Below are 23,723 nucleotides of genomic sequence, written 5' to 3'. Positions count from 1 at the left end.
AATCAATTAACCCTTTGAAATTTAATTTTGTAATCTCGCTGAAAGTTTACAAGTTCTGTTGCACCGTCTAAATAGCGAATTTCACTAATTAACTGCTCACCCTGATATAAGCGTCGCGTTGAGCCTTGTTCAACCAAGTTCAAGCCATAAAGCTGCGAGTTAAGCACAGTAACCGGCCAGTGTACAAGCATGATATCAGCAAGAATATAGCGAGGATCAACCGCACTGATAGGAAGCATTTTTTCGCTTTTAATTGGCCCTAGTGGCGCTTTTTCTAACTGAAAAATTGGCATACCTTGAGCCGTCATAACAGCCAAGTTAATACCCGTTTCACTGTTTAAACTCAGTTGCGCTAGTAATGTATGCTGCTCATCGCCATGGCGTACTTCAAGCACTTGCTGCCAATTATCGGCAACTAATGACGGCGGTGGATCAAGCAAATAAATCCCAGCATCTGGCGCTAAATCAACGCCCGTTTTTACTGCAAATTCACTGGCACAACTTGCCACTAATATGCTCAAAGATAAGAGCAAAGAGCGTGTTAGTCGCGACATAATTCAACCAACGTATTTAAGCGTTTGTTGCTTTGTTTTACAAATGGGTTTTGTAAGTCCCATGCATAACCCGCAAGAATAGCACTGATCATCTCGCGCACTTGTTGGTTTTTCTCACTGTAAAAAATCACGTCTTGAAAAGAGCCATCATACCAAGCACTGACGTAGGTTCTAAAGCAATTAACCCCTTGTTGCAAAGGCTCACTGTAATCGTTTTTGAAATCAACTTGCTCACCACGTAAGTAGCTATCAACTAAAGGAGCGACCAATGAGGCTGATTTTAATGCAATCGTCACCCCAGATGAAAATACCGGATCTAAAAACTCACCGGCATTACCAAGTAGTGCAAAATGTTCACCATACAAGCTCGACACATTAGCCGAATAGCCTTTGATAGCACGCGCTTCGCCAATTGCTTCACGATTGGCTAATAACTCACTTAAATAGCTATCTTGTTCAATAAATTCATTTAAACCAGCGAGTGGTTGTTTATCCTCAAGCTGCTCTGGTTTACCAACGACACCAATGCTTGCCGTACCATCACTAAATGGGATCAGCCAATACCAAATATCTTTATGCTCTGGGTGAACGTTAATTAAGATTTTTTCGCGGTCAAACTGTGTATCGCTAATATTATCTTTAAAATGGCTGAAAAAAGCCCAACGTACTGGGAAATTTGATGCTGACTCTAAATCAAGTAAGCGAGGTAATACTCTTCCAAAACCACTGGCATCAAGTACAAAACGCCCTTTAATTTGATAGCCTTGCTGGTTTTCATCCGTAACTTCAAGTAAAGCGCCATCCTCACAATCGGTGAACGCTAACACGCTATGTTGGTAACGTATTTCAGCCCCTTGCTGCATGGCACCATCGGCTAAGCATTTATCAAAGTCAGCACGTTTTACCTGAAAAGTCGTGCCAGGGCCTTCGCTAAATTTCTCAGTAAAATCGATTGTTGTGTGGTCGCCCCGACGCTGAAACGCCGCACCATTTTTAAACTGAAAACCAAGCGATTGTGCCTGTGTTTGCACCGCTTGCTCAAGGCCTGCTTCTGCTAAAAAGCTCATGCACTGGGGTAATAAACTTTCACCAATCGAAAAACGCGGAAAGGTTTGCTGCTCTAACACCACCACATGCCAACCTTTTTTCACCAGTAAACTGGCAGCCACGGCACCTGAAGGGCCCGCACCAATAATAACAACATCAGCCTGTTGAACTTGATTATTCACCTATTATTTTTCCTTATTTTTAGGTAATGCAATACTAAGCGGCGCAAAGATATAGATACAAACTAGCCCCACTAATACCGTTAATCCGAAACTGAAAATGGCTGGCGTTTTCGAAACGGCCAACATGCCAAATACCCACATCGATGATGCCGCTGACAAACTAATTGCGAGTACATTGCTCGGGCTTAAATTATTAACCTGATAAAACACCAAGTAATCGATTGCCAACGCTAATATCAATAAACAGCCTAACAAATTAAAAATCGATAGCTGAGATTGCAGCGCACTGCATAGTAGCAGTACAGCTGCGGTAGTTAGTACAAGTACTAACGTTTGCTTACACGCCGTTTTAAAACCAAATTTAACGCTAAAGAGTAGTAACGCAAAGGTCATCGCAATGGCCAGTGTCACCAGTAACGAATTTGAGTAATGACTTAAACCTTCGCTTATCATCGCGACTTTATCGTAAACAATTAAATCTGGGTAAGCGTTGGTTAAATCCATCAGCTCGGTTTTATTTACACCCGTTACCATAAACCAGCTTGCGGTTAGTGTATTGTTTGAGATCACTTGGTTAGCGATTAACGGCGCTAACGGAGAATTAAGTGCCGCGTTTAAATCAAGCATTGGTGTTGAGAGCTCAACGGGCATCCCTGTCATTTGGCTAACCACACTCATCGCTTGCTGGGCCGAATGCATTTGCGCATAGTTTTGCTGTTGTAATTGTTTACTAGGCACTAAGTCACTAAGCATCAAGACACGGCCATTAAGACCGCGAATAGTTGCTTTTAATGCTTCTTGTTGTACTAATAACTGCTGCGCATTATCGGCAAATAAAATCATGATTTGGCCATTATCCTTACCTAATAAAGACATATGCAAAGCTTCGTTTTGCATTAAGTCAGCAGGACTTGCATTTAACAGCTTTACATCATCATTAATCACAGGGGGTTTTAGTAAAGCAAAGGCACTTAATAGCACTAACATCAGCATACTGAGTGCGACGCGGTAATGCGTTAAGCGTTTTAAATAACCACTTAACATGTTTGCTAACTGATGCGCAGCAGTGTTAATGGTTAATCCTGTTTGCCAATAGGCAATAAGATACGTGTGCAGAGCCAAGCTGTAACTAGCCCTGCAACAACAAACACGCCCACTTGACTGAGTAACTGCACCGGTGAGAAAAACAAACTCGCGTAACCGAGTGTGGTGGTTAGTAACGACAACAAAAGCGCCAGTTTGAGCCCTTGGCTAAAACCTTGTGGCTGCTCAGTTAAATCAAGCATGCCATGAAATGCATAATCAATGGCAATACCAATCAGTGTCACGGCAAACACCATGGTTAATACATGGATTTGACTAAAAATACAGATCAGCGCAATGGTGCCGCCAATAGCGGCGCTTATCACGGTTACAGAGGCCAGCCACAATGCATTGATCGAGCGAAACACCCACACCACCATCACAATAAGCGCCAGCAAGCTCACCGAACCAAACAAGGTCATTTCAAATTTGGCTTGCTGCGCATTTGCTGCGGTGTGAAATAAAGCACCAGCATAACGAATTTGTGTATCGGGATAGCGGCTTTCAAGCTCAGCGATATAGGCAACAATCTCATTGCTTAAAGCTATTGATTGATTTATTGAAAAGGCATTGTCAGCACTTTGCACGAATAACATTAAATACTCATCACCTTGATAGTTAATGTTAATTCGGCCATCTTGCAGCTCAAATTGCTGCATGTGTGCCATAGCCTCAGATAAGAACCCCGCTGTGGCAAGTGAAGGGTCTTGGTTGATAGTACTTGAAACAAAAGGATCAGCGACTTTACTCAATTGGCTAAAGTAATACTGTTGAAAGCGATTAGCATCGCCAATCGCTTGCTTATATTCCTCGGAAACTAAATGCCCTGCGTACTGACCGTAAAATGCTGCCAACTGGGATATTTCTGGTAACTTAAAACGAGGCTCAATATGTTTACTCGCCAGCCACTGTTCTAAATTATCATAAGCTTTTACTGCATTTTCACCACGAAAAGAAAAGCTCAACTGCTGTTTATTAGCCGCAAAAAAGTGTTCTTCGACTTGCTGTAAACGCGGTTCTGACTTTGGCAACAAAGCCAAAATATCATTATTCAACGTCGGCTGTTTTAGAATAAAAACAACCACTAAGGCGCTAACTAATAGGCTTAGCCAAGCAAGCGTTAGGCCCCATGCTTTCACTGTTTTTGCTCTTTATGAGGATAAGCAAAGCGTAACACAGTAAAGTTACCACTTGCTTCTTGCAGACGCACACGGCTCACTTGCTCTGCTGCTTCACATAATTCGAACTGACTAAATAGCTGCTTTAGCAAGTCATCTTTAGGTAATAAAGTCTGACAACCGGGCTCTGCATGATCTGTCATCGAAAATTGCTCAGCAAGTGCCACTTCATCATGCTTTAAAATCGCTTGCAGTAAATTAACGTAAGGCTCAGCGCCTTTTTGTAGCTGCGGCTCATCTTGATCGTTAAGGGTATATACTTGCCCTTGCTTGATTAATAGCGTGCTTTTAACCGGAGATTCAACCTGCCAAGTGAGGCCATCTTCAGCAAGTTCAAACGAACCTGTTGAAATAAAAGGTTTATTGAATCCTTTAAAATGCTTTTCTTGGCTAAATGTGCCTTGCTCTGTCACCGCGCTTGATGCAAACACAGGGAAAAGAACTAGCACACTCAGTAACAACACGCTTAATCGCATTAAATCACCTTTTGAAGTTTTTCATGTAGTACAGGCGGCGAAACAAACTGCATTTCTTTATTCTCTATATCAACCGCAACTTGGATAGTCGTTGCTTTGGTTAACTTTTTACCTGTAGCACAATCAGTGATTACGTAATCAATACGTAATCGTGTTTCATATTCTTTTAAGTAGGCATCAACGCGGATTTTTTGTGTAAACAATGCAGAGCCGACGTACTTAATATGCATGTCAATAATCGGCCACGCATAGCCAGATTCTTGCATTTGCACATAATCATAATCAAACAAACGCAGTAATTCGCACCGCGCGACTTCTAAATAGCGCGGGTAATTACCATGCCATACCACATTCATTGGATCGCAATCATGAAAAGGAATTTCAATCTCAACATGAGTGCTCAACAACGAGCCTCTACTATGCATATAAACTCCAACGTTTTGTTTGAATAGCGTCAACCGTAAAGCGAAGAACAGCCTCTAGAGGACGGTCTTCATCAAGCAGCGGGAAAAACTCGCTAATGTCTTGATACATACTTTGTACATCACTGGTTAAACTGGCAAATTCAAGCTCACCGCTTTTAATACGTAAACGCAAACCTTGAATACTTGCAAGCAAGGTACTTGCAACCACTTGCTCAGTAAGCTGTAAGATACGTAAGCAATCTCGTGCAGCGATGGTTCCCATGCTCACTTTATCTTGGTTGTGACACTCGGTTGAACGAGAAAACACACTTGCTGGCATGGTTAGTTTTAATGCTTCAGCCGTGTATGCACTGGCACCAATTTGTACCGCTTTAAAACCATGGTTAATGTAACGACGTTCATCATTACTCGCCGATAGATTAGAAGGTAAACCATTGTTATAGCGCGTATCAACTAAGGATGCGATTTGTCTGTCTGCTAAGTCGGCTAAATTAGCAACAGCGGTTTTCATGCTATCCATAACCATTGCAATATGACCGCCATAGAAGTGACCACCATGCAATACGTGTTCACCTTCGCCATCGATAATTGGATTATCATTTGCCGAATTTAGTTCATTTTCAATCATTTGCCTAAACCACGGCAAACTATCTTGCAGCACACCAATAACATGTGGAGCACAGCGAATTGAATACCTATCTTGTAAGCGGTCAGCATTACGCGGGTGTTCTACATGGTTTAAATCTCCACGGATCCATGCAGCTACTTGCTGTTGCCCTGGATGTGGCTTCACCGAAAACAAAATATCATCAAAGTGATGACTGTTACCTTTTAATGCAAGGCTTGCAAGGGCTGTTATACGGCTGGTCAGTTTGGCTAGATAATCAGCTCTATCATAAGCAAGACATGCCAAAGCTGTCATAACGGCCGTGCCATTCATGACTGCCAGCCCTTCTTTCGGGCGCAGCTTTAATGGCTTTAAGCCAAGTTCTTGCATCACCTCTAGACTGTTTTTAATTTCGCCTTTGTAATAAACATCTCGCTCGCCAACCATAGCACCAGCTACATACGAAAGCGGCGTTAAATCACCACTGGCTCCCACTGACCCTTCTTGTGGGATCACCGGTACAATATTGTGATTTAAAAAGTCACGTAATAAATTCAACATCTCCCAGCTAACGCCAGAATACCCTTGCGAAAGCGAGGTTAAACGGGTCGCTAAAATAGCGCGCCCTTGGGCTTGATTAAACACATCGCCGAGACCACAACCATGAAATCGAGTAAGATGCAGTGGTAACTCATTGACTAAATCAAGTGGCACTTTTACGGTTACCGAGTCGCCATAACCTGTGGTAACGCCATATATCACGCCATCATCTTCAAGCAGCTTATCTAAAAACGCGACGGCGCTGTCTATTTTATTCGCAAATTGACGGTCTGATGTTAACGCTACAGCACCTTGCTCTAATGCAATATGAACAATATCTTCGATTGATAAACGCTGTTGGCCAAATACGGTAGTCGAGTGCTCTGACACCTTAGTTCTCCTTATTTTGACTACGAGAAACTTGCTCGTCATTTTGCCAAAAATCATAAAAATTAAACCATTGATACGGATAGGCCGCAGCATAAAAACTGAGCCTTTGCGCATAATCGCTAACAATTTGTTGTAATGTTTGTTGCCTCGTTTTACGGGGTAAAACGAGTTTGTCGGCGTATTTTTCAAAAATCACGCGGTAACATGTTTCGCCATTTGGTTTTTTATCTTTTAAACAAAACAGATGAAACACTGGGCAATCTAACAGCGCAGCTAAAATAAATGGCCCTTGTGAAAAAGGGGCTGGCTTACCTAAAAAGTCCGCTTCAATAACTCTTCCTGCGGTGGTGGTACTGGTTCTGTCACCGACAATCACCACAATTTCACCCTGCTCTACTTTCTCTTTGAGCATAATTGCCATATCTGGGCCAAGATCGGTTACTTGAATGAGGTTTACCGCGACATCCGGATTAATACTTTTCAGTAATTTATTAAACTCAACCGCATGATGTGTAAACACTAATACATTAATCGTTTTACTGTTTCTGTGTTGGCTAAGGGCCCTACATACCTCTAGGTTGCCAAGGTGCGAGCCGATAAAAATAGCTCCTTGCTGTTGCTCATCAAGTTGTTTAAAAAGGGCTTCGTTAGTGTAAAGAATATTATGTTGATGAATTCGCCCAAGCCAGGCATCTATTTTGTCAAAAGCGCTGTCTGCAAAGCAGCGAAAATGACGAAAGCTATCGCGCCAAGTAACAGCTTTGCTATTGCCATTCACCTTACGCGCTTGGGTTAAGAATGCATGAGACGCTTGGCGGGCAATTTTGCCAGTTAAAAACAAATAAAATACCACCGGAAACAACACCAACCACAAGCCTTTTCGGCCAAATACCCGATAACACACAAGCAATATCTGCATGCCTAAGCGATTGCCTCGTTCTTGCATTTTTGACCAGTGCTTTACAGCCATTAGCCAGCCACCTTACGCCAAAGTAACTTAGGTGAGCGTAGCAACATGCCAAAGAATAAACGCGTATGCAGCCACGAAATTCCCACGTTATCATGTAAAGCTCGAAAGTGAGATACACCATTTTCAGGGTAAATGACCTGGGTTGGCAAAAACGTGACCTTAACACCTTGCCAATAAAGCCTGACTAAAATTTCAATATCAAAGTCCATGCGCTTGCCAAGTGTTTGTCTTGTCATTAAATGCTCAACGGCTGCTAAGGGATAAACCCGAAAACCACACATTGAATCAACAATATCAAAGCTGAGCGTTTCTACCCAAACCCAAAAATGGGTGATGTAACGACTCAAATAACGATGCTTAGGCACGGAGCTATCATAAATAGGACAACCACTGATCACCTTGTTAGGTGATGCATTGCTCAGTTCAATCAACTTACTAATATCGGCTAACGAATGCTGGCCGTCGGCATCAACCTGAATGGCATGGCTAAACCCTTGCTGGTAGGCAGCCATCAACCCAGTTTGAACTGCGCCACCCTTACCTTGATTTTGAGCATGGTGAATCAAGGTTAAGAAATCGTACTGCGCGTCAAGCTCTGAAAATACTTGCTTGGCATCTGCGTCACTGCCATCATCAACCATGATTATCGGCAGCTTTAACGCTTTTAGCTCATCGAGTACTGCAGCGATAGCATGGGTGTGATTGTAATTAGGAATAACAATACAAAACTGGTTCATGGCTTAATCACAAAATACAATTCGACCAGACGCATGCTGGCCTTTGTCCGATTGATAGCTAAACAAACATTTACCTTTTGCATTGCGCTCAAGAGTTAGGTTTACCGTCATATCGGGGGTTGTTACTACCTGAAACTTTAACACTTCTAAATCTTGTACTAGTTTGCCAAAACCCAAATATTGCTGAGCATATTTCACTGCCCAATCCAGCTGTACTACGCCTGCTAAAATTGGCGCATCAGGAAAGTGGCCGCGAAAATAATCTAAATCAGCCGCAATGGTTAACGCTAAACTCACGCTAGTTTCTGTTTGTGATAAAACGGCCACCTCTGGGGTTACGTTATTCAGGCTTGGCAAAATACTGCTCCAATGTTTTTAAACTTAATTTAGCTTGGCTGTTAAAAGGAAGTGCATCGATATAGCGCCATTTGCGTGGTAAGCAAATACGTTCAAAGCGGTTTGAGAGGTACGCTTGTAAAGCGCGGTTAACTGCCAGTTTACCCTGCTGTTCAAGCTCCTTATTAGCCTCATCACTGAGTACAACCACCGCGCCAATTTGCACGCGCTTAGCTGGAATAACCACCACTTTTACTTCTTTTACCCAGTCATGGCTTTGCAGATAACTCTCAAGCTCATCTAGGTTTAAACGTTTTTCTTCAATTTTTATCGTTCTGTCTATACGGCCCAACAGTTTAAATTGACCATTTTTATGAATAAGCGCTCTATCATCTAAAGGGAAATTCGATTGCTCTAAAATCGCAGAATCTAGCATCAAGCGCCCTTCATGATTCAGCGATAAAAAATTACCATTAAACGGCTGCCATGGTACATCAACCGCCGCCTGTGTAACTTGTCGATAAGCAATACCGCCGGTTTCGGTACTACCAAATACTTGGGTAGCTGGGCGAGCTAACTGGTTAAATAAAGTTTCGGCATGTTCATTGTTGAGTGGTCCGCCAGAGGAAAATAACCACTTAATTTTGTCGCGTTCAGGAATTAACACATTATCAGCACATAAACGGCCAAGTTGCGCAGGGCTTGAAACGAGCGCTGCATAACGAATATTTTTTAGTCTTTGCGCAATATGTTCAGGATACTGAATTTGTTCACTATCAATTATATGGCCTTTCGCCAACGGCCAAAGTAAACGAAATAATAAGCCGTAAATATGCTGATGCGAAACAGTTGCTAAAAACGTAAATTGGCTGGGTAAGTCAAATGACATTGAAAGTACTGCAAGCTCTCGATTTAATACCCGCCACGGTTTCACAATCGGTTTAGATTGTCCTGATGAGCCTGAAGTATAAAATATAACCGCTGTGTTTGTTGGCCATTGTAAACGGTTAGTTTGCAAAGGCGTGTGACCAAGACTTTGCTCAAGGTTAGTAAAAAGCACATCATCATTGATATTGGTCGCATCGCCGGCAAAAAAAGCAGACTGAGCAAGCAATAAGCTTAATGTTTCATGCTGACCATTAGGTGGCAAAATAACATTATAACCACTACACGCTAAGGCAAATAAGCGCACTGCAAATTGGTAGGTATCAGGATGGAATAACACCACATGGCTGCCAGCTTTAAGCGCTGTGAGCTTACTTTGATAAGCCGCAATATCAGCAAAAAACTGTGTTTGTGTTATTGGCTGCCCTGCAACAACAAATGCAGCGTCTGGGTGAAATTTCAGGTTACTCGCTACCATTACTTTTAACCTTTTGTCTAACAAGCCATTCCACAAGGCCTAAGAGAGCTATCAGAATATAGGCTATTAATCCGTTATACAGAGTCCATGTCTGTAACGAAGTAAATAGGCTAGTGTATAACGCAATACTGCCATTAATAATAAAAAACGCGCACCAAATTTTAGTAACTTGGCGCGTGTAATTAACCCCTTTTTCATCAAGCTCGGGCTCTTTAATTCGAGCAAAACTTTCAATGACTGTTGGGCCACTTTTCAGCGAATAAGCAAAGGTTACTGCCATTACCGTATTTATAATAACGGGGTAAAGTTTTAAACCCAGATCACTGTTAAAAAACTGCGTTGTTGCTAACGCGATAATAGCCAAAATAGAGGCTGGCTTTATCCATGGCATAGATGTGAGTAACTTCTTGCTAAGTAAAAGCCTTAATCCTAACAATACCATCAATACCAAGCTCACTTGCCTTAATGAGATATGCTGTAATCCAAAATACACAATAAATGGGTATAAAGATAAGCATACTAAGAGCAGTGTTGTGGTTATCGCTTTGAGCATAGTAATGTTTATGAAACGAGTTTTTCTACTTCGTTTACAACATCTTGCACAGTACGCACTTGCTTAAATGCATCTGGCTCAATTTTCTTACCAGTAATTTCGCGTAGTTTTACAACTAAATCAACAGCATCAATGCTATCAAGATCTAGGTCTTGATACAGGTGCGCATCTAGGCTGATATCATCAGCATCGATCTCAAATTCATCTACTAAAATGCCCTGTAAAACGTTGTAAATGTCAGCAGCGGTTTTCATGCTTATTCCTACTTCTAAGTCTGTATTATGATTGGTGTTGGTTAATAAATTCTGCCAATGCATCTACCGATGCAAAATGGGCTTTTGTTTGTTCTGAGTTTGCGTCAATTTTAACGTTAAACTCTTTTTTAATGGCTAAGCCAAGCTCAAGCGCATCGATACTATCTAGGCCTAAACCATCAACAAACAAAGGTTGGTCATTTTCAATATCATCCACGGTAATATCTTCAAGATCTAAGCTGCTAATGATTAATTGTTTTATTTTGTTCTTTAGTTCAGTCATAGGTGCCTGAGTTCCTCTGAAAAGTAATGTTGCAAATCACGGGTTAACTGTCGTGCTTGCATAGCGGGTTGTTCATTATTAAATGTGTCGTTAAACGTAAATGGTTCACTGGCAAAGCGCATCCCAAAATGCGCTTTTGTTGCGGCAACGCAATACCATGGTGTGCCTTTGGTCAAAGTACTGGGTTTCATACTAATCAGCACTGAGGTTATAGGGGCTTTACAACGCGCAGCAATATTCGCAGCGCCACGCTTAAATGTTAACTGTTCACCTGGGGTTGTGCGGGTGCCTTCAGGAAAGATTATCAGATTATTTCCAGCAGCGAGTGACGCTTCACAATCATTCAGTAACTCTTGTGGGTCTTCATTACTAATATAACCTGTGCCTTTAATTACACCGCGCATAAATGGATTTTTAAATAAGTGTGCTTTGACCACGCAGTCAGCATTTTTAATCACAGATATCAGCACCACAACATCAATTAATGAAGGGTGATTGGCAAGTACTAACTGCCCTTTAAGATCATGAAATTTCTGTTTATCTTGCACAGAAAAATGGATAGCACCAGTGTAATGCATCAAGGCAACAAAGAATTTAAAACTATAGTGAACCGTTAAACGGGCTTTTTGCTTACGTTTCGCTTGGCAAGGTTCAAATAAACGTTGTAAAGGCAAAACCAACAAAGTGAGTACAATACCGCCAAAGCCAAATACAGAAAAACAAAACCCAGTTGCCAGTACCCGCCAAATTTTATTCAACTTAATGTAAACGTTAGTCGCCATGGTACTGTAGCATCCAAGCTGATTGTTGATGTGAAAGCAGCGATTGTGATCCTTTGCTTGTTAAAGCAGCTGCTAATTGCAAACTCAGTGGTAAACACGAGTCACTTTGAGTATGTTCTGATTCAGGAAGTTTTGTTAATTCAAAATACGGCTTACCGGCCTGCGCTGTTGATAATACGAACGATACACTATGAGCAATTTGTTGCTCGTCGCTAAATGGTAAGTATTCATCAGGTAATACACTTTCGGCATGGGCAATTAAAATTTGCTGCTCTACACCACTATGAACACGGGCAAAACCATCAATCATGGCTGAAATAATGCTGTCTTGGCCACCAGCGATAGCATTCATTGGGGCTTTATTTTTTGCAATAATCGAAAATAATCCGGTTGCAGCATTATGTACACTCAAACCAAATGCGGTTGGAGATAGCGGTTCTTGTTCGACGAGTGAATGTAACAATTGCGCTGTTTTTGGTAAGTCGCCATGACGAGATGAAAAATTAACGGCTAGCTGCTGATGCTCGCCTTGCGCTTGATGCATAGTATGAAGCGCCATTTTCATAAACGGGCTTAAGCGGCGGCGCTGCATCGGTGCAACCCAGCTTAAATCAAGGTCAGCAATATTGAGATGGCTTAATTCTGCTATTTGTTGCTCGGGTGCAACCCATAAACACAAATTATCAACAACAAATTTCACAAATATTATTCTTATAACGCCAAACGATTGCTAATTTTACCTATTAGCTACAAAAAAGTAAAACAATGGTGCTTAATTACAGCCGCAATTAAGCACTCATTCATTTTTATCGTAAAATAACGTCTTTTTCGGTTAAAAGTTGTGCTTTTTCACCAACTATATCAGCAATATCAAGTTCGTTAATGTAACCTAAACCGATCTCTTGCTGTGCACGTGTAAGTGGCACATAAGGAAGACGGAACACAGGATTTACCGCGCCTGTCATCATCAGCGCCGTATTGATTGCAATTGGATTAGGCTCGCAGAATAACCAGCCCATAAGTGGCTGTAGTTTTGCATTAAGTGCATCATTTTGTTCATCCATCAACTGACGGAATAAGCCAGGGATGATATTTGATGTAACCGAGATAACACCGTGCGCATTATGAATATGCCTTGCATCATGCGCTTCATCATCGTTACCTGACCAACAAGCAATGCCTTGCTGTTCATAATGAGCAATACGCTCATTGCCACCGCACTCTTTTACACCGATAAAGTTTTCGTGCTTCGCAAGTGGCTCAATGATATCTGGTGTTAAATCTTGGCCTGTACGACCTGCGACGTTGTAGATAAACGCAGGACCAATATCAAGTAAACGGTTAAAGTGCTCTTTCACACCCGCCAGCGACGTACGCCCATAATATGGGTTTATTTGCAGGGCTGCATCCATACCGGTGGCAAAACCATACTCGGTTGCTTTAATTGCTTCACGCGTATTGTTGCTACCTGTATTACCAACAATTAATAAACGGTCCGAGAATTTGCTAACACTGTGAGCAATTAGCATTAAGTGTTCTTCCCAATTCATTAATTGGCCTTCACCTGTGGTCCCACCCACAATGATGCCATCAACACCAGCTGCAATTTGCTGTTCAACAAGGTCGTCATAACATGCAAGATCAATTTCACCATTGGTTAAATAAGGTGTTTTTATAGCGGTGATCAAACTTGCTTGTTTAATTGTTTCTAGGTTGCGCATAACTTTTTTAATGTTTGGAAAATTTGCGCTAGTTGTATCATAAACACGGGCATTTTCCGAGTAGTGTGATGCAATAAATAAAAATACTTGAGAAAAAATCAAAGTTAAGCCAAAATCAAACACTGTATAAATTAACAGTGTTTATTGTGAGTATTTGATAATGCAACTTTCAAAATTTTTGGCAACCTACTTTTATACTACCGAAGAGCTGTGCCATACCCTCTCAATTGATGAGGAAACGCTATCGGCATGGCAACAAAGTAGTTTATTTCCAAAACCGAGTTATTGTTTGCAGAGCCAATTAGAATGCAGCTCGTATTCGGGCATTTATCAATGCGAAGAATATCAAGATTATTACCCTCGTGGTGCCGCTAGTTGGGGGCAATTAATTATCAAACATGACATAACCTCATCCTGCCAAGCGTTTAATTATTTTGCTCAGCAATATTCAAATCAACTCAGTAAGCTTGCTGAGCAAGGCTTTGCTATCGATGAAGAATTATTTGGCAGTGAAATTGACGAGCACTTACAGCAAGTTTGGCAACAGTTTTTATGCAGTAAATACGGTGTGCTCACACAAAATGGCTTAGTTGAAGAAGCCGTACAGCTCGACGTAGCTAAGTTATTGATTGATGACATTACTGAATTGCGTACTAAAACAGGTTTAAGCGTAGAAGAGCGCCAAAGCTTACATAAGGCACTCAAATTAATGAACCGCGCGTTAAGCCATGGTACGGGCAACGAAGGTAAAAACACCTTGCGCCATCGTTATATTGATGATGTCGTTGCAAAATACGACCTATCGGTAAAATAACTGCTCATTTTGCGCTTTAAATGAAGCGCAACTGAATAACCGCACAAAGTTACAACAGTGTTTATTTTGTTATAAATAGGTTAATACAATTTGCTACCTTTGTTTTGTAGGTTTTCATCTGCTTGATCGATAGATTGGTCTGGTTGAGTTATTGCTCTTGTCATGTTTGTTGTTTTGGCACCTAGCAATAATTCCTTTCTTCCAAACTAATTAAATCAAAATACAGGATGAAAAGATGAAACCTTTTCCAAGGCTTGGTCGCTTAAAGGCGACCTACTTAGCCATGCTCGGCTTATCGATTGCCCAACCAGCAACCGCAGAAGAATCATTTGTTACACAACAAAGTAAAGCGGATGCCCTTACATTCACTTTGATCACTGGGGACAAAGTGTCGGCTGTTGTCAATAAAGACGGCAAGCTAGGCGGCATTCGATTAGTGAATGCAGATGGTTCAGATACATTCACCAGTATCTTTAAACGTGGTAACAACACCTATGTAGTTCCAAACCATGCACAAGCTTTAGTAGATTCAAATGCGATTGATTTAGAGCTTTTCAATATTAATAAGTTATATGAATCGGGTTACGATGATGCATCAACCGACGCCCTTCCCGTCATTGTTGAATACCGCGATGGCACCCTTGCAGGACCTGCAGTCCCAGCAACGCTTGCTGGTATGTCATTAACCGGTGAAATTGAGCTAATCGACAGCGCCGCATTTGCAATCAGCAAAGACAAAGCAGCGCAAACTTGGCAAACCCTTGTTGCACAAGCTGACGTCGAAGGTATTTGGCTTGATGCTGTCGTTCATGCTCACAAGGTCACTCAGTCAGAAACACTGACTCCAACAGTCCCGCTTACCGGCGCATATGGTGAGTCAGCGATTAACTATAATGGCGCAGGTATTAAAGTTGCTGTACTTGATACAGGCTATGATACCGAGCACCCAGACTTACAAGGTCGCGTCATTGCATCTCGTGATTTTACGTATTCGAGCAACGGTGTAGATGATTTAAATGGTCATGGTACTCATACAGCCTCAACCGTTGCAGGCAATGGTCATGAGTCAGAAGGTAAATGGGTCGGTGTGGCACCAGCTGCCGATTTAATTATCGGTAAAGTACTTGGTAATACAGGAGGAGGATCAACCTACGGTATTTTAAATGGCATGCAATGGGCGGTGCTTTCAGAGCACGCTGACATTGTAAATATGTCATTGGGTGGCACAGCAACAACCTGTAGTGGCCCATTGGTTGAGATGGTTGAAGCGCTGAGCAATAAGGCCTTATTTGTTATCTCTGCGGGCAATAGCTTTACCCGTGAAACAATTGGTTCACCGGGCTGTGCGCCAAGTGCATTAACCGTAGGTGCTATTGATCGTGACGGCAATACGGCGTCGTTCTCTTCACGCGGCCCATCGCCAGATGGCCACTCAGCAAAACCAGATATTGCCTCGCAAGGTGTCTCTGTGGTTGCCGCAGCATCTGGTGGCTTAGGTGATACGGCTTACCGCGTGTATTCAGGTACATCAATGGCAGCCCCGCATGTTGCCGGTGGTGCTGCAATTGTTATGCAAGCTCGCCAAGATCTTACGCCAAAAGAAATTAAAGATGTGCTCACATCATCCGTATTTAGTGGTAACTCACACGTCCTTGAGCAAGGTGCCGGTGCCATGAATATCGACCGCGCCATTAACCAAGCTATTGTGGCTCCTGCGAACCGTGAACTTGGCTATTTTGATAATGCTAATAATGCATTTACAGAAACACAGATCACGCTAACAAACACCTCTGATGAAAGTATTAAATTAAAATTGAAATTAGACTTAATTGGTGAAGATGGCAAAACACAATTACCAGCGACCTTGGCAGGGTTAGATGTTAACTCTGTGACAATCCCAGCCAAAGGTGTTGCTCAAGTTCCTATGTGGATTGACCCAAGTGTGGCACTTAATAACAGTGCTTATGGAGCAATTACAGGTCGTATCACAGGCACAACTGTTGGCAATACTGATCAGCAAGTGACAGTGCCAGTGTCATTTTGGATTGACCAACCTCACGTTAATTTAACGGTTAACCTGACTGACCGCTGGGGTAATCAAGCAGGCTCGCCATCAAAGCTTTACTTAATTAATGAAGAAGATGATTGGGGCAGTCTTGTTAGGCTCACTGGCGGTAAAGCCAATATCGATGTACCTGCAGGTTACTATACGTTGATTGCTAACATTATGACTTACGATAATCAGCAAACCAGCTCTGGTTTAGTTGAATCAGCGGCACAAATGGCTGTATTAAATCGTAAGATTGATGGCAAAACAGAGATTAACTTTGATGCACGTAACGCTCAACCTGTCACCTTTAAAGCTGACCAGCCTCTTGATCCACAAGGTTATTCATTTGGCTTTACTTACGCGATTGACGATCAAGAAGTTGCGAAGCTTGCAGCTATCGAAATGGCACCTGATTACGTTAATGATATGTATGCATGGTCACAAGGTCATGACGATCGTTTTCGCTCATTTATCACCACCCTCGCGGTGGCTCCAGAAACAACCGTCACTATGCAAAACGGGGTTGAACTTGATTACATCAAACAAGGTTTAGCACTGTCTTTTCATGGTGAAGGGTCTGCAGAAGTCGTGCCAGTAGGTGATGCCGGCTACAGCACTGATTGGAGTCAATTTGAGTTAGACGGAAAAATAGCGCTTATTGCGAATCCTAATTACCTCACGTCGTACATGGTCGGTAACGCGATGAAACATGGCGCTAGTGGCGTGATCTTTTACCGCCCTGGTCGTGGCGGCCGATATAAAGGCGCGATCACAGGCACACCAAAAGTACCCGTGATTGGTATTAGTACCGAACAAGGTGAAGCCTTAATGGCAGAAATCGAAGCTGGCAACAATATCGTTAGCTGGTCTGGTATTGCGGCTGAACGCTCACCTTATGCCTATTCAATCAACCACATTACTGATGGCCGAATTCAATCTGGGCAAATCAATGTTGCTGAGCATAAAATGCATAAAATGAGTGCGTCTTATCATTCGCAAAATGATGAGCGCCCGGCATGGACTGATGTTATGGCAATGACCAACAGTACGGGTGAGTTCTACTCGACAGGTAGCTCGCAGTTAATTATGTTGCCTCATCAACGTGATGAATATTACACAGCAAGTGCAAAAAATGCGTGGACGAATGTCGTTAGGCCAAACTATCAAATTCAAAGTGCAGGCGCTTACTTTGATGGCCCACGCGCAATGACTGAAGGTGCTGAGCAAAGCACCACTTGGTTTAAAGGTCCTCGTGCTGGCAGCTTAGGCAGCAGTGGCTCAGCGATTATTAGCCGCGATACCAATGTCCTTTACTTTAATCTTGCTTCGTTTGGCGATGCTGAAAACCATGATGGTATTTTTGGTTATATGGGTAGCTCAGCCTTTGGTTTAAAAGTAAATGGTGAGCCAACCTCTCCGTATCAAGGCACGTTAACGCTTGAACCGGGCTCTCATCAAATTACCTTAGAAATGCGATCTTATGCCCGCGGTGTCGGTGAGCGCTCTCCGGTCAATGATAAACTTGGTTCTCTTTACCAAGGCTTCTATACATTTACGGCTGACGAGCAACAACAAGGTGTTCAGCCAATTTTAGTGCCTATGATTGATTTACCTGTTGATATTAATAACAGCATGAAAGCAGGTGAAGCGGCTCACGTTAAGTTAACGGGTTTATTGGATGGTGTAGGTGAAGTGGCGCTGGCAGATGTACAATTCCAATATGCGTACGGCCAAGAATGTACGATTGCTAACGTGCCTGCTTATATCTATTGCCCTGTATCAACCAAGTTCTCAAGCGAAAACTGGTTAGATGCACAGGTTGAACACATTGACGGTAAATGGGTGGCAACTATCCCTAATACTGGCAACGTCGGTGACTTTGTCCATATTCGTACGATTGTTTCTGATTATGGTTCAAGCCAAGCTGAGCAAATTACCATGCGAGCTTACATGTTAGATTAATTAGTTAGCGCTAATCAACAAAGCCGCCTTCGGGTGGCTTTTTTAATCTAAAAACAACATGGTCAAGTATTAAGAATCTAAATGCTCGTACTGACCACGATACACTTCAAACGTTTTTACGACAGTGTGTTGCTCTTTACTTAGATTATCAAACCAGGTATCGAAACGCTCATCATCATCTTGTTCACTCAGTGCTAAATACTGTGCCAACAACTCAATAATATCGTTGTGAGTACACGACAAGGTGTCTACATGATTAGCTAAAACAGAATGGTCTTTATCGCGAAGCGTGTTCATTACATTTTGATCTAGTTCTTCACGGCTAGTTTTATCATTCACTTCCATATCCCTCTTTAAAATAAGCACGCATACCTAGTTATAACAGCCTTATCGACAATATCCAGCTTTTTAAATCTAACTGCTTATTGATTGTTCAGCTTGTACAAATTTAAGACAAGAAAATATAAATAAGAATCATTTTTATCTTGACCCAAATAGTCGACCACTCTACAATCGCTACATTATCACATAACAAATAGGTGCATTATGAAGCCAAATATCCACCCTGATTACCAGCAAGTCGCGTTTCATGATACAGCGGCAGACAGCTATTTTATTATTGGTTCGACAATCAAAACTTCGCGCACGATTGAACTTGAGGGCAAAACCTACCCTTATGTGCCAATTGACGTATCAAGCGATTCACACCCGTTTTATACCGGTAAGCAAAAAGCCGTTGCAAGCGATGGCCGTGTTGCTGCGTTTAATCGTCGTTTTAAAAGCTTAGCGAGCAAATAGTTGCTATAAGGAAAGAACATGAAAGTATTAAGTTCATTAAAAAGCGCGAAGAACCGCCCGGGCTGCCAAATCGTAAAGCGTAAAGGTCGTGTCTATGTTATTAATAAAGACAATCCGCGCTTTAAAGCCGTTCAAGGTAAAAAGAAAAAGCGTTAAAAAAGGTGCCTAGGCACCTTTTTTAAATTAAAGTAATTTTAACTCAATAACTTACTTACCAAATAGCAATTCCCAAAAACCTGGCGGCTCATGGAGCTCATGGTATTTTTTACGTAGCTCATCAATAGATTTAAGCGGCGCTTTTGCTGCTTCAAGGCCACGAGTCGTTGCAAGTTGCTTAGCTTGCTTTGCTTGATTTATGACTTTATCAAGCCCTTCTAAAGACGCCGTTTTATGCTGTTTAAAATCAGCTGTTTTGGCTGTCTCTAACAACTCAATAAATTCATCAATAGCGGTATTAAAGGTAGCTAAATCAGTTGCTCGCACTGAGTTTTTATAAGCAAGCCCCATGTTTTTCATATTGGCCTCAAGATCAATATTGTTGGCCGCGCTCAGACTGGAAAAAACAATTAAAAAACTAATAAAAATGGCTCTCATACACCCTCAACCAAATATAAATTATGCGCCCATTATAAAGCGAAACGCTACGTAAGCCTAATATCAAACTTAACGATTCAAGCTATACTCTTCCCTATCGGTCTTTTAACCTAATAAAACTATGCTTAAAACGGTATTTTTCACTATCTGCCTATTTTGCTTACCGAGTGTTTTTGCCAAGCAAAGTATTATTTTTATAAACCCCGGTCATGCCGATACCAATGTCACGGGCCCGTTTTGGTTTGAAGTGTCGCAGTTGATGCGTGACGCTGCCAAAGACTTTGATCTCGATTTAACGATTCATTATGCCAACCGGAATCATATTGAAATGAAGTCATTAGTGGCTAAGGCGCTTAAAGCTAAGCCAGATATGTTGATTTTAGTTGATGAGAAAAGTGTGCTTACCCAACAACTTTTGAGCTTAAAGCACATCTCTACGCCCATCTATTTTTTACTTAACCGCCCATCAGAACAAGAACTAAACCGTTTGATTGATCAGGGTATTAATATCGCAGGTAGCGTGGTGCCCGATAATAAACAAGCGGGGCAACTATTAGCCGATAAGCTAATAGAACAAACGCAGCACACGGCTAATATTTTCGCGATAAATGGTGATTACACGACCCATGCAGCACTTGATAGAGAGCATGGTTTAGAGCAAAGTGTTCAAACACATGATAATGCGACTATCACCGCGAAAACAGTTGCCAACTGGTCAGCAACACAAGCGTATCGCCAGAGCCTCGGCTATTTTAGCCATCAACCAAGTATTAATATTGTTTGGGCTGCCAACGATGCCATGGCAATAGGGGCGATTGCAGCGCTTGATGAGTTAAACAAACGCAAAGATGTAAGGGTTGGTGCAATAAATTGGCCACTCAGCGTTGTAGCAGAAAAAATAGACGTCACTATCGGCGGTCATGTTACGTTGGGGGCGTTTGCATTGGTAAATATTTATGATTTACTGAATAAGCACGCAACCGGACCTATGCATCATGAAGTGGCCATTTTCAGCCAACATAACGAACAAACGCTCAAGCTAGTTGAACAAATTCACAGTGATAACTTAGCAATTAACTTTCGCGTTTTCAGTAAAGCGAATAAAAATCCCCTTCCCTTTTGTGTTGAATCACTTCTCTTAGAGGCAACAAAAAGCGCACTGTAAAGGGCGTTGACAGTGCGCTTTTAAAGGGTTTAAAGCTATAGTGATTGTAAAAAGCTAATTAACTGAGCTCTTTTTTCACTGTTAAGCTCTGTAAATTCACGCTTACTTTTTTCAGCTTCACCACCATGCCATAAAATCGCTTCTTCAAGTGTGGCTGCGCGCCCATCATGTAAGAAACCTGCGGCAGGGTTAACTGTTTTCGTTAAACCAATCCCCCAAAGCGGACGCGTTTTCCACTCACGGCCTGTTGCCATAAAATCACGACGGTTATCAGCAAGCTCTTCACCCATGTCATGTAACAACATGTCGGTAAATGGCCAAATTTCTTGCCCTTTTACAGCCGCAGGCGCTGCAATACCGCCCAACAATAAAGCGGCACCATTTGCGGTTACAAAACGAGGCGTATGACAACCAGTACAGTTTAATTCGTTGAATAAACGTGCACCGGCTTTAACATCTTCGTCGGCAACATTACGACGAGCTGGCACAGCAAGCGTTTCTGCGTAAAACACGACCGTATCAGAAAACTCATCACTCGCTTCTGGCAATCCTTGCTCATCAGAACCGGTATCTTGATAGTTAGTACGAGATAAATAACTTTCGTGCATTAATGTATTAGCAATGCTTTCTTCAGGGAACAATGAGTTGGTTACCCCCATGTCACCACGCAGTGCACCTAGTGATTGCTGTCTGACTGATGGTGTACTGGCTTTCCAACCAAATCGTCCAAGTGACACAGGGTTTTCATCACCCGCTTGAGCCTTAACAGCATCAAATACCCAGTTTGCTTTACCAGAAATTCCATCGTTGTCGGCATCATCAACATCTTCAAGGGCTAAAATATCTTGCTCTTCAATCGCTTCAAGCAATCCAAGACCAAAGACAGGCATGCCATTACGGGCACTAAAACGTACATCTTCATTGGCAAGGGCACTTAAACTGAAGTTTTCAGGTGAGTCCCATGCATTGTCGATAGTAAATACCGGCTTTTTCAACGTGACAGTACTACCATCCGGGTAGCTAAACTCCGTGTAATCATAGCTTAGATATACATCAGCTTGGCCACCAAAATTATGCGTTTGCCAGTCTTCACGGGCTTGTAAAATCCCCCGATGAAAGAGTTGATCCCCAAACCCTTCAACGCCTGTAGCCTGACAAAAATCATTGACACTACTTGGCATTTCACACACGCCATCAGCTAAGCTAACGCGTAAAAAGATCCCTGCATCATTCGCTAACTTCACAGTTTGCTGTTCAGCGGTTGGAACAATGGTACTTGGGCGACCATCTCGTTGGTGACAAGCATTACAGTTATTGTTATTAAAAACAGGCCCTAAACCATCGAGTTCCGGGTGTGCATCATTCGGGGCTGTCGTAAAGGATGTTTCAAAATTAGCATCGCCAGTTAAGTGAATATCGAGTTCTGAATCACTTAAATTAGGCATAGGTGTAGAGAAACCATGGCCTGAATTATTGGTATCGAGGGCTGTCGCATCACCTGCCAAGGCAACGACATCAATATAATTTGGATCAGTTTCGCTGCTTGTCGGTGGTGGTGTTGTCGTTTCGTTCGCGCTTTTATCGCTGGTTTTACTTCCACATGCCACTAAAGATATGGCTGTGAAAGCAAATAGAATTGGTTTAATTGCTTTTACATTCATGACGGTATCTTGTAAAGAGGGGAAGCAGATGCTTCCCCAGCGATTATAAATTCCACTCTTTGATAAGTGGCACAACTTCTTCTTCAAGGGTCGCTTGTAATTCACCTAGCGCATCAATCGCTGTTTGAATTCGAACGCGACCAGCATCATCCTTAATCGCTTGTCTAAATGGCATATCATCTGCGCCTGCAATGGCATCAATCGCTGAAATCGCTGCTGAAATTTGAGTTTCAACTTTCGCTGCTAGTTCAGCGTCACCGGCATTGATAAATGCTTTAAGACCTGGGCTGTCGTTTTCATCGCTGAATGTGCCTAAAAACACATTTTGTACACCAACAATGTTGTTGCTAAAGTCAGTTAATGAGTTCCAGCTATATTGTGATTCAACCAATGATGTGTCAGCTGTGTCTTTGCTAGTACCAAATGGTTCTGCAATTTTACCGTTACCTACCTCATCAACAATACCAATAACCCCATTGACTAACTCTTCGATAACACCTAACTCAGATGAGTATTTATCATTGCCCGGTGTTAATAAATAATCTTTATAAGCAGGTTCATCATCCGCATTTGCAGAGATAACCCATGCATCAACAAGGCTTTGTGTATGAATATTAAATACTTCAGCACATGCAATTAAGTATTCCATTTCACGCACAGTCATTTCGTCAATTGACTTATCGTTATCTTCAACGCCATTACCGAATAATAAGAACTCCATGGTGTGGAAACCTTGTACACCATCGTCAAAGTTCTTCACATTATCAGCAGAGAACGTTGTGTTACTTGCAAGTAGTGCTTCTAAATCAGCGGTATTCAGTGGCCAAGTATCAAGATGTGGATCAATTGATAAACTATCAACAGGACCAAAGATATGTGACTCTCCTTGCTCCCAGAATACACGTGCATCTTTCCAAGCTTGTTGAGCAGCAGCCAGCGCAGCTTCGTTTTTGTTTTCTAATAATGTGAGTGTCGCGTTATGTAGAACCGTTGCCTTGCTGTTTAGCATTTCGTAACCATCAACAATTACTTGCTCAGTTACGTTTTCAATTAAGTCAGTTGCATCATAGCTAAAGCCTGTTACTTCAGTAACGGGTGTGCTTGTATCTGAAGAATCATCCGAAGAAGACGAACCACATGCAACAAGTGTTGACGCTAAAATGACAGCTGTGATGCTGTTTAATACAGTTTTCATCCC

At 42.1% G+C, this 23,723-nt stretch carries 26 protein-coding genes; 5 read left to right on the top strand and 21 right to left on the bottom strand.

Annotated features, from left to right (window positions below; all coding sequences use genetic code 11):
- Positions 1-2 precede the first annotated feature (2 nt).
- The 17 genes from C2M25_RS18330 to dapA form a co-directional block, all read right to left on the bottom strand.
- The gene (locus tag C2M25_RS18330) at positions 3-554 is read right to left on the bottom strand and encodes a DUF3261 domain-containing protein (RefSeq protein ID WP_105181806.1); all 552 of its coding nucleotides are present in this window, start codon (positions 552-554) and stop codon (positions 3-5) included.
- The gene (locus C2M25_RS18325; RefSeq protein ID WP_063707674.1) at positions 542-1,783 is read right to left on the bottom strand and encodes an NAD(P)/FAD-dependent oxidoreductase; all 1,242 of its coding nucleotides are present in this window, start codon (positions 1,781-1,783) and stop codon (positions 542-544) included. Before C2M25_RS18325 ends, C2M25_RS18330 begins: the two co-directional genes overlap by 13 nt.
- Positions 1,784-1,786: 3 nt before the next feature.
- Positions 1,787-2,905, bottom strand: coding sequence for a hypothetical protein (locus C2M25_RS18320; protein WP_105181805.1), 1,119 nt, complete (start codon positions 2,903-2,905; stop codon positions 1,787-1,789).
- Positions 2,860-4,005: a hypothetical protein gene (locus C2M25_RS18315; protein WP_105181804.1), complete on the bottom strand. Its 1,146-nt coding sequence runs from the start codon at positions 4,003-4,005 to the stop codon at positions 2,860-2,862. The genes C2M25_RS18320 and C2M25_RS18315 overlap by 46 nt, the downstream gene beginning before the upstream one ends.
- Complete coding sequence (locus C2M25_RS18310; protein WP_105181803.1) at positions 4,002-4,520, bottom strand: outer membrane lipoprotein carrier protein LolA; 519 nt, start codon at positions 4,518-4,520, stop codon at positions 4,002-4,004. The genes C2M25_RS18315 and C2M25_RS18310 overlap by 4 nt, the downstream gene beginning before the upstream one ends.
- Positions 4,520-4,945, bottom strand: a complete 426-nt coding sequence (locus C2M25_RS18305) for an acyl-CoA thioesterase (RefSeq protein WP_063707680.1) — start codon at positions 4,943-4,945, stop codon at positions 4,520-4,522. The genes C2M25_RS18310 and C2M25_RS18305 overlap by 1 nt, the downstream gene beginning before the upstream one ends.
- Positions 4,938-6,482, bottom strand: a complete 1,545-nt coding sequence (locus C2M25_RS18300) for an HAL/PAL/TAL family ammonia-lyase (RefSeq protein ID WP_171038295.1) — start codon at positions 6,480-6,482, stop codon at positions 4,938-4,940. Before C2M25_RS18300 ends, C2M25_RS18305 begins: the two co-directional genes overlap by 8 nt.
- A gap of 1 nt (position 6,483) precedes the next feature.
- Positions 6,484-7,452: an LpxL/LpxP family acyltransferase gene (locus C2M25_RS18295; protein ID WP_063707682.1), complete on the bottom strand. Its 969-nt coding sequence runs from the start codon at positions 7,450-7,452 to the stop codon at positions 6,484-6,486.
- Entirely contained in the window at positions 7,452-8,189 is a 738-nt protein-coding gene (locus C2M25_RS18290; protein WP_063707684.1) for a glycosyltransferase family 2 protein, read from the bottom strand. The genes C2M25_RS18295 and C2M25_RS18290 overlap by 1 nt, the downstream gene beginning before the upstream one ends.
- Positions 8,190-8,192: 3 nt before the next feature.
- Positions 8,193-8,546, bottom strand: coding sequence for an ApeI family dehydratase (locus C2M25_RS18285; protein WP_063707686.1), 354 nt, complete (start codon positions 8,544-8,546; stop codon positions 8,193-8,195).
- The gene (locus C2M25_RS18280) at positions 8,530-9,888 is read right to left on the bottom strand and encodes an AMP-binding protein (RefSeq protein ID WP_105181802.1); all 1,359 of its coding nucleotides are present in this window, start codon (positions 9,886-9,888) and stop codon (positions 8,530-8,532) included. The genes C2M25_RS18285 and C2M25_RS18280 overlap by 17 nt, the downstream gene beginning before the upstream one ends.
- A complete protein-coding gene (locus C2M25_RS18275) occupies positions 9,875-10,441 on the bottom strand; it encodes a hypothetical protein (protein ID WP_105181801.1) in 567 nt (188 codons plus the stop codon). The genes C2M25_RS18280 and C2M25_RS18275 overlap by 14 nt, the downstream gene beginning before the upstream one ends.
- Positions 10,442-10,449: 8 nt before the next feature.
- Positions 10,450-10,695 (bottom strand): acyl carrier protein, encoded by a 246-nt coding sequence (locus C2M25_RS18270; RefSeq protein ID WP_054554554.1) that lies wholly within the window; start codon positions 10,693-10,695, stop codon positions 10,450-10,452.
- Positions 10,696-10,720: 25 nt separating this feature from the next.
- Positions 10,721-10,978, bottom strand: a complete 258-nt coding sequence (locus C2M25_RS18265; protein WP_054554555.1) for a phosphopantetheine-binding protein — start codon at positions 10,976-10,978, stop codon at positions 10,721-10,723.
- On the bottom strand, positions 10,975-11,760 hold the full coding sequence (locus tag C2M25_RS18260; protein WP_105181800.1) for a lysophospholipid acyltransferase family protein: 786 nt from the start codon (positions 11,758-11,760) through the stop codon (positions 10,975-10,977). Before C2M25_RS18260 ends, C2M25_RS18265 begins: the two co-directional genes overlap by 4 nt.
- On the bottom strand, positions 11,750-12,460 hold the full coding sequence (locus C2M25_RS18255) for a beta-ketoacyl synthase chain length factor (protein ID WP_105173554.1): 711 nt from the start codon (positions 12,458-12,460) through the stop codon (positions 11,750-11,752). The genes C2M25_RS18260 and C2M25_RS18255 overlap by 11 nt, the downstream gene beginning before the upstream one ends.
- A gap of 106 nt (positions 12,461-12,566) precedes the next feature.
- Positions 12,567-13,481: a 4-hydroxy-tetrahydrodipicolinate synthase gene (dapA, locus tag C2M25_RS18250; protein ID WP_105181927.1), complete on the bottom strand. Its 915-nt coding sequence runs from the start codon at positions 13,479-13,481 to the stop codon at positions 12,567-12,569.
- 160 nt (positions 13,482-13,641) lie between these two features.
- On the opposite strand from dapA, the gene C2M25_RS18245 reads away from it, so the two are divergent.
- Positions 13,642-14,295, top strand: a complete 654-nt coding sequence (locus C2M25_RS18245; protein WP_105173555.1) for a DUF6058 family natural product biosynthesis protein — start codon at positions 13,642-13,644, stop codon at positions 14,293-14,295.
- Between the two features lie 235 nt (positions 14,296-14,530).
- Positions 14,531-18,307 carry a S8 family serine peptidase gene (locus tag C2M25_RS18240; protein WP_105181799.1) on the top strand — a complete coding sequence of 1,259 codons (3,777 nt, stop codon included), beginning with the start codon at positions 14,531-14,533 and terminating at the stop codon, positions 18,305-18,307.
- Positions 18,308-18,376: 69 nt separating this feature from the next.
- Here C2M25_RS18240 and C2M25_RS18235 read toward each other — a convergent pair whose 3' ends face one another.
- The gene (locus C2M25_RS18235) at positions 18,377-18,604 is read right to left on the bottom strand and encodes a hypothetical protein (RefSeq protein ID WP_220095044.1); all 228 of its coding nucleotides are present in this window, start codon (positions 18,602-18,604) and stop codon (positions 18,377-18,379) included.
- Between the two features lie 249 nt (positions 18,605-18,853).
- Here C2M25_RS18235 and C2M25_RS18230 point away from each other — a divergent pair, with 249 nt between their 5' ends.
- Together C2M25_RS18230 and ykgO are read left to right on the top strand one after the other, a co-directional pair.
- Entirely contained in the window at positions 18,854-19,105 is a 252-nt protein-coding gene (locus C2M25_RS18230; protein WP_063707699.1) for a type B 50S ribosomal protein L31, read from the top strand.
- Between the two features lie 18 nt (positions 19,106-19,123).
- Positions 19,124-19,261, top strand: coding sequence for a type B 50S ribosomal protein L36 (ykgO, locus tag C2M25_RS18225; protein WP_054554561.1), 138 nt, complete (start codon positions 19,124-19,126; stop codon positions 19,259-19,261).
- Between the two features lie 51 nt (positions 19,262-19,312).
- Here ykgO and C2M25_RS18220 read toward each other — a convergent pair whose 3' ends face one another.
- On the bottom strand, positions 19,313-19,699 hold the full coding sequence (locus C2M25_RS18220; protein WP_105181798.1) for a cytochrome b562: 387 nt from the start codon (positions 19,697-19,699) through the stop codon (positions 19,313-19,315).
- A gap of 121 nt (positions 19,700-19,820) precedes the next feature.
- Between C2M25_RS18220 and C2M25_RS18215 the strand changes: the two genes are divergently transcribed.
- Positions 19,821-20,864: an ABC transporter substrate-binding protein gene (locus C2M25_RS18215; RefSeq protein WP_105181797.1), complete on the top strand. Its 1,044-nt coding sequence runs from the start codon at positions 19,821-19,823 to the stop codon at positions 20,862-20,864.
- A 35-nt stretch (positions 20,865-20,899) separates the two neighbouring features.
- Here the strand turns inward: C2M25_RS18215 and C2M25_RS18210 are convergent, their stop codons facing one another.
- Together C2M25_RS18210 and C2M25_RS18205 are read right to left on the bottom strand one after the other, a co-directional pair.
- Positions 20,900-22,525, bottom strand: a complete 1,626-nt coding sequence (locus C2M25_RS18210) for a di-heme oxidoredictase family protein (RefSeq protein ID WP_063707706.1) — start codon at positions 22,523-22,525, stop codon at positions 20,900-20,902.
- A gap of 43 nt (positions 22,526-22,568) precedes the next feature.
- A complete protein-coding gene (locus C2M25_RS18205) occupies positions 22,569-23,720 on the bottom strand; it encodes an imelysin family protein (RefSeq protein WP_063707708.1) in 1,152 nt (383 codons plus the stop codon).
- Between the last annotated feature and the right edge of the window lie 3 nt (positions 23,721-23,723).

Origin of the sequence: Pseudoalteromonas sp. T1lg21, from assembly GCF_002964625.1 — a bacterium.
In the GTDB taxonomy this organism is placed as follows: domain Bacteria; phylum Pseudomonadota; class Gammaproteobacteria; order Enterobacterales; family Alteromonadaceae; genus Pseudoalteromonas; species Pseudoalteromonas gelatinilytica.
Note: the sequence above shows the minus strand (reverse complement) of the source record. Positions and strands in the feature narration are given on the sequence as shown.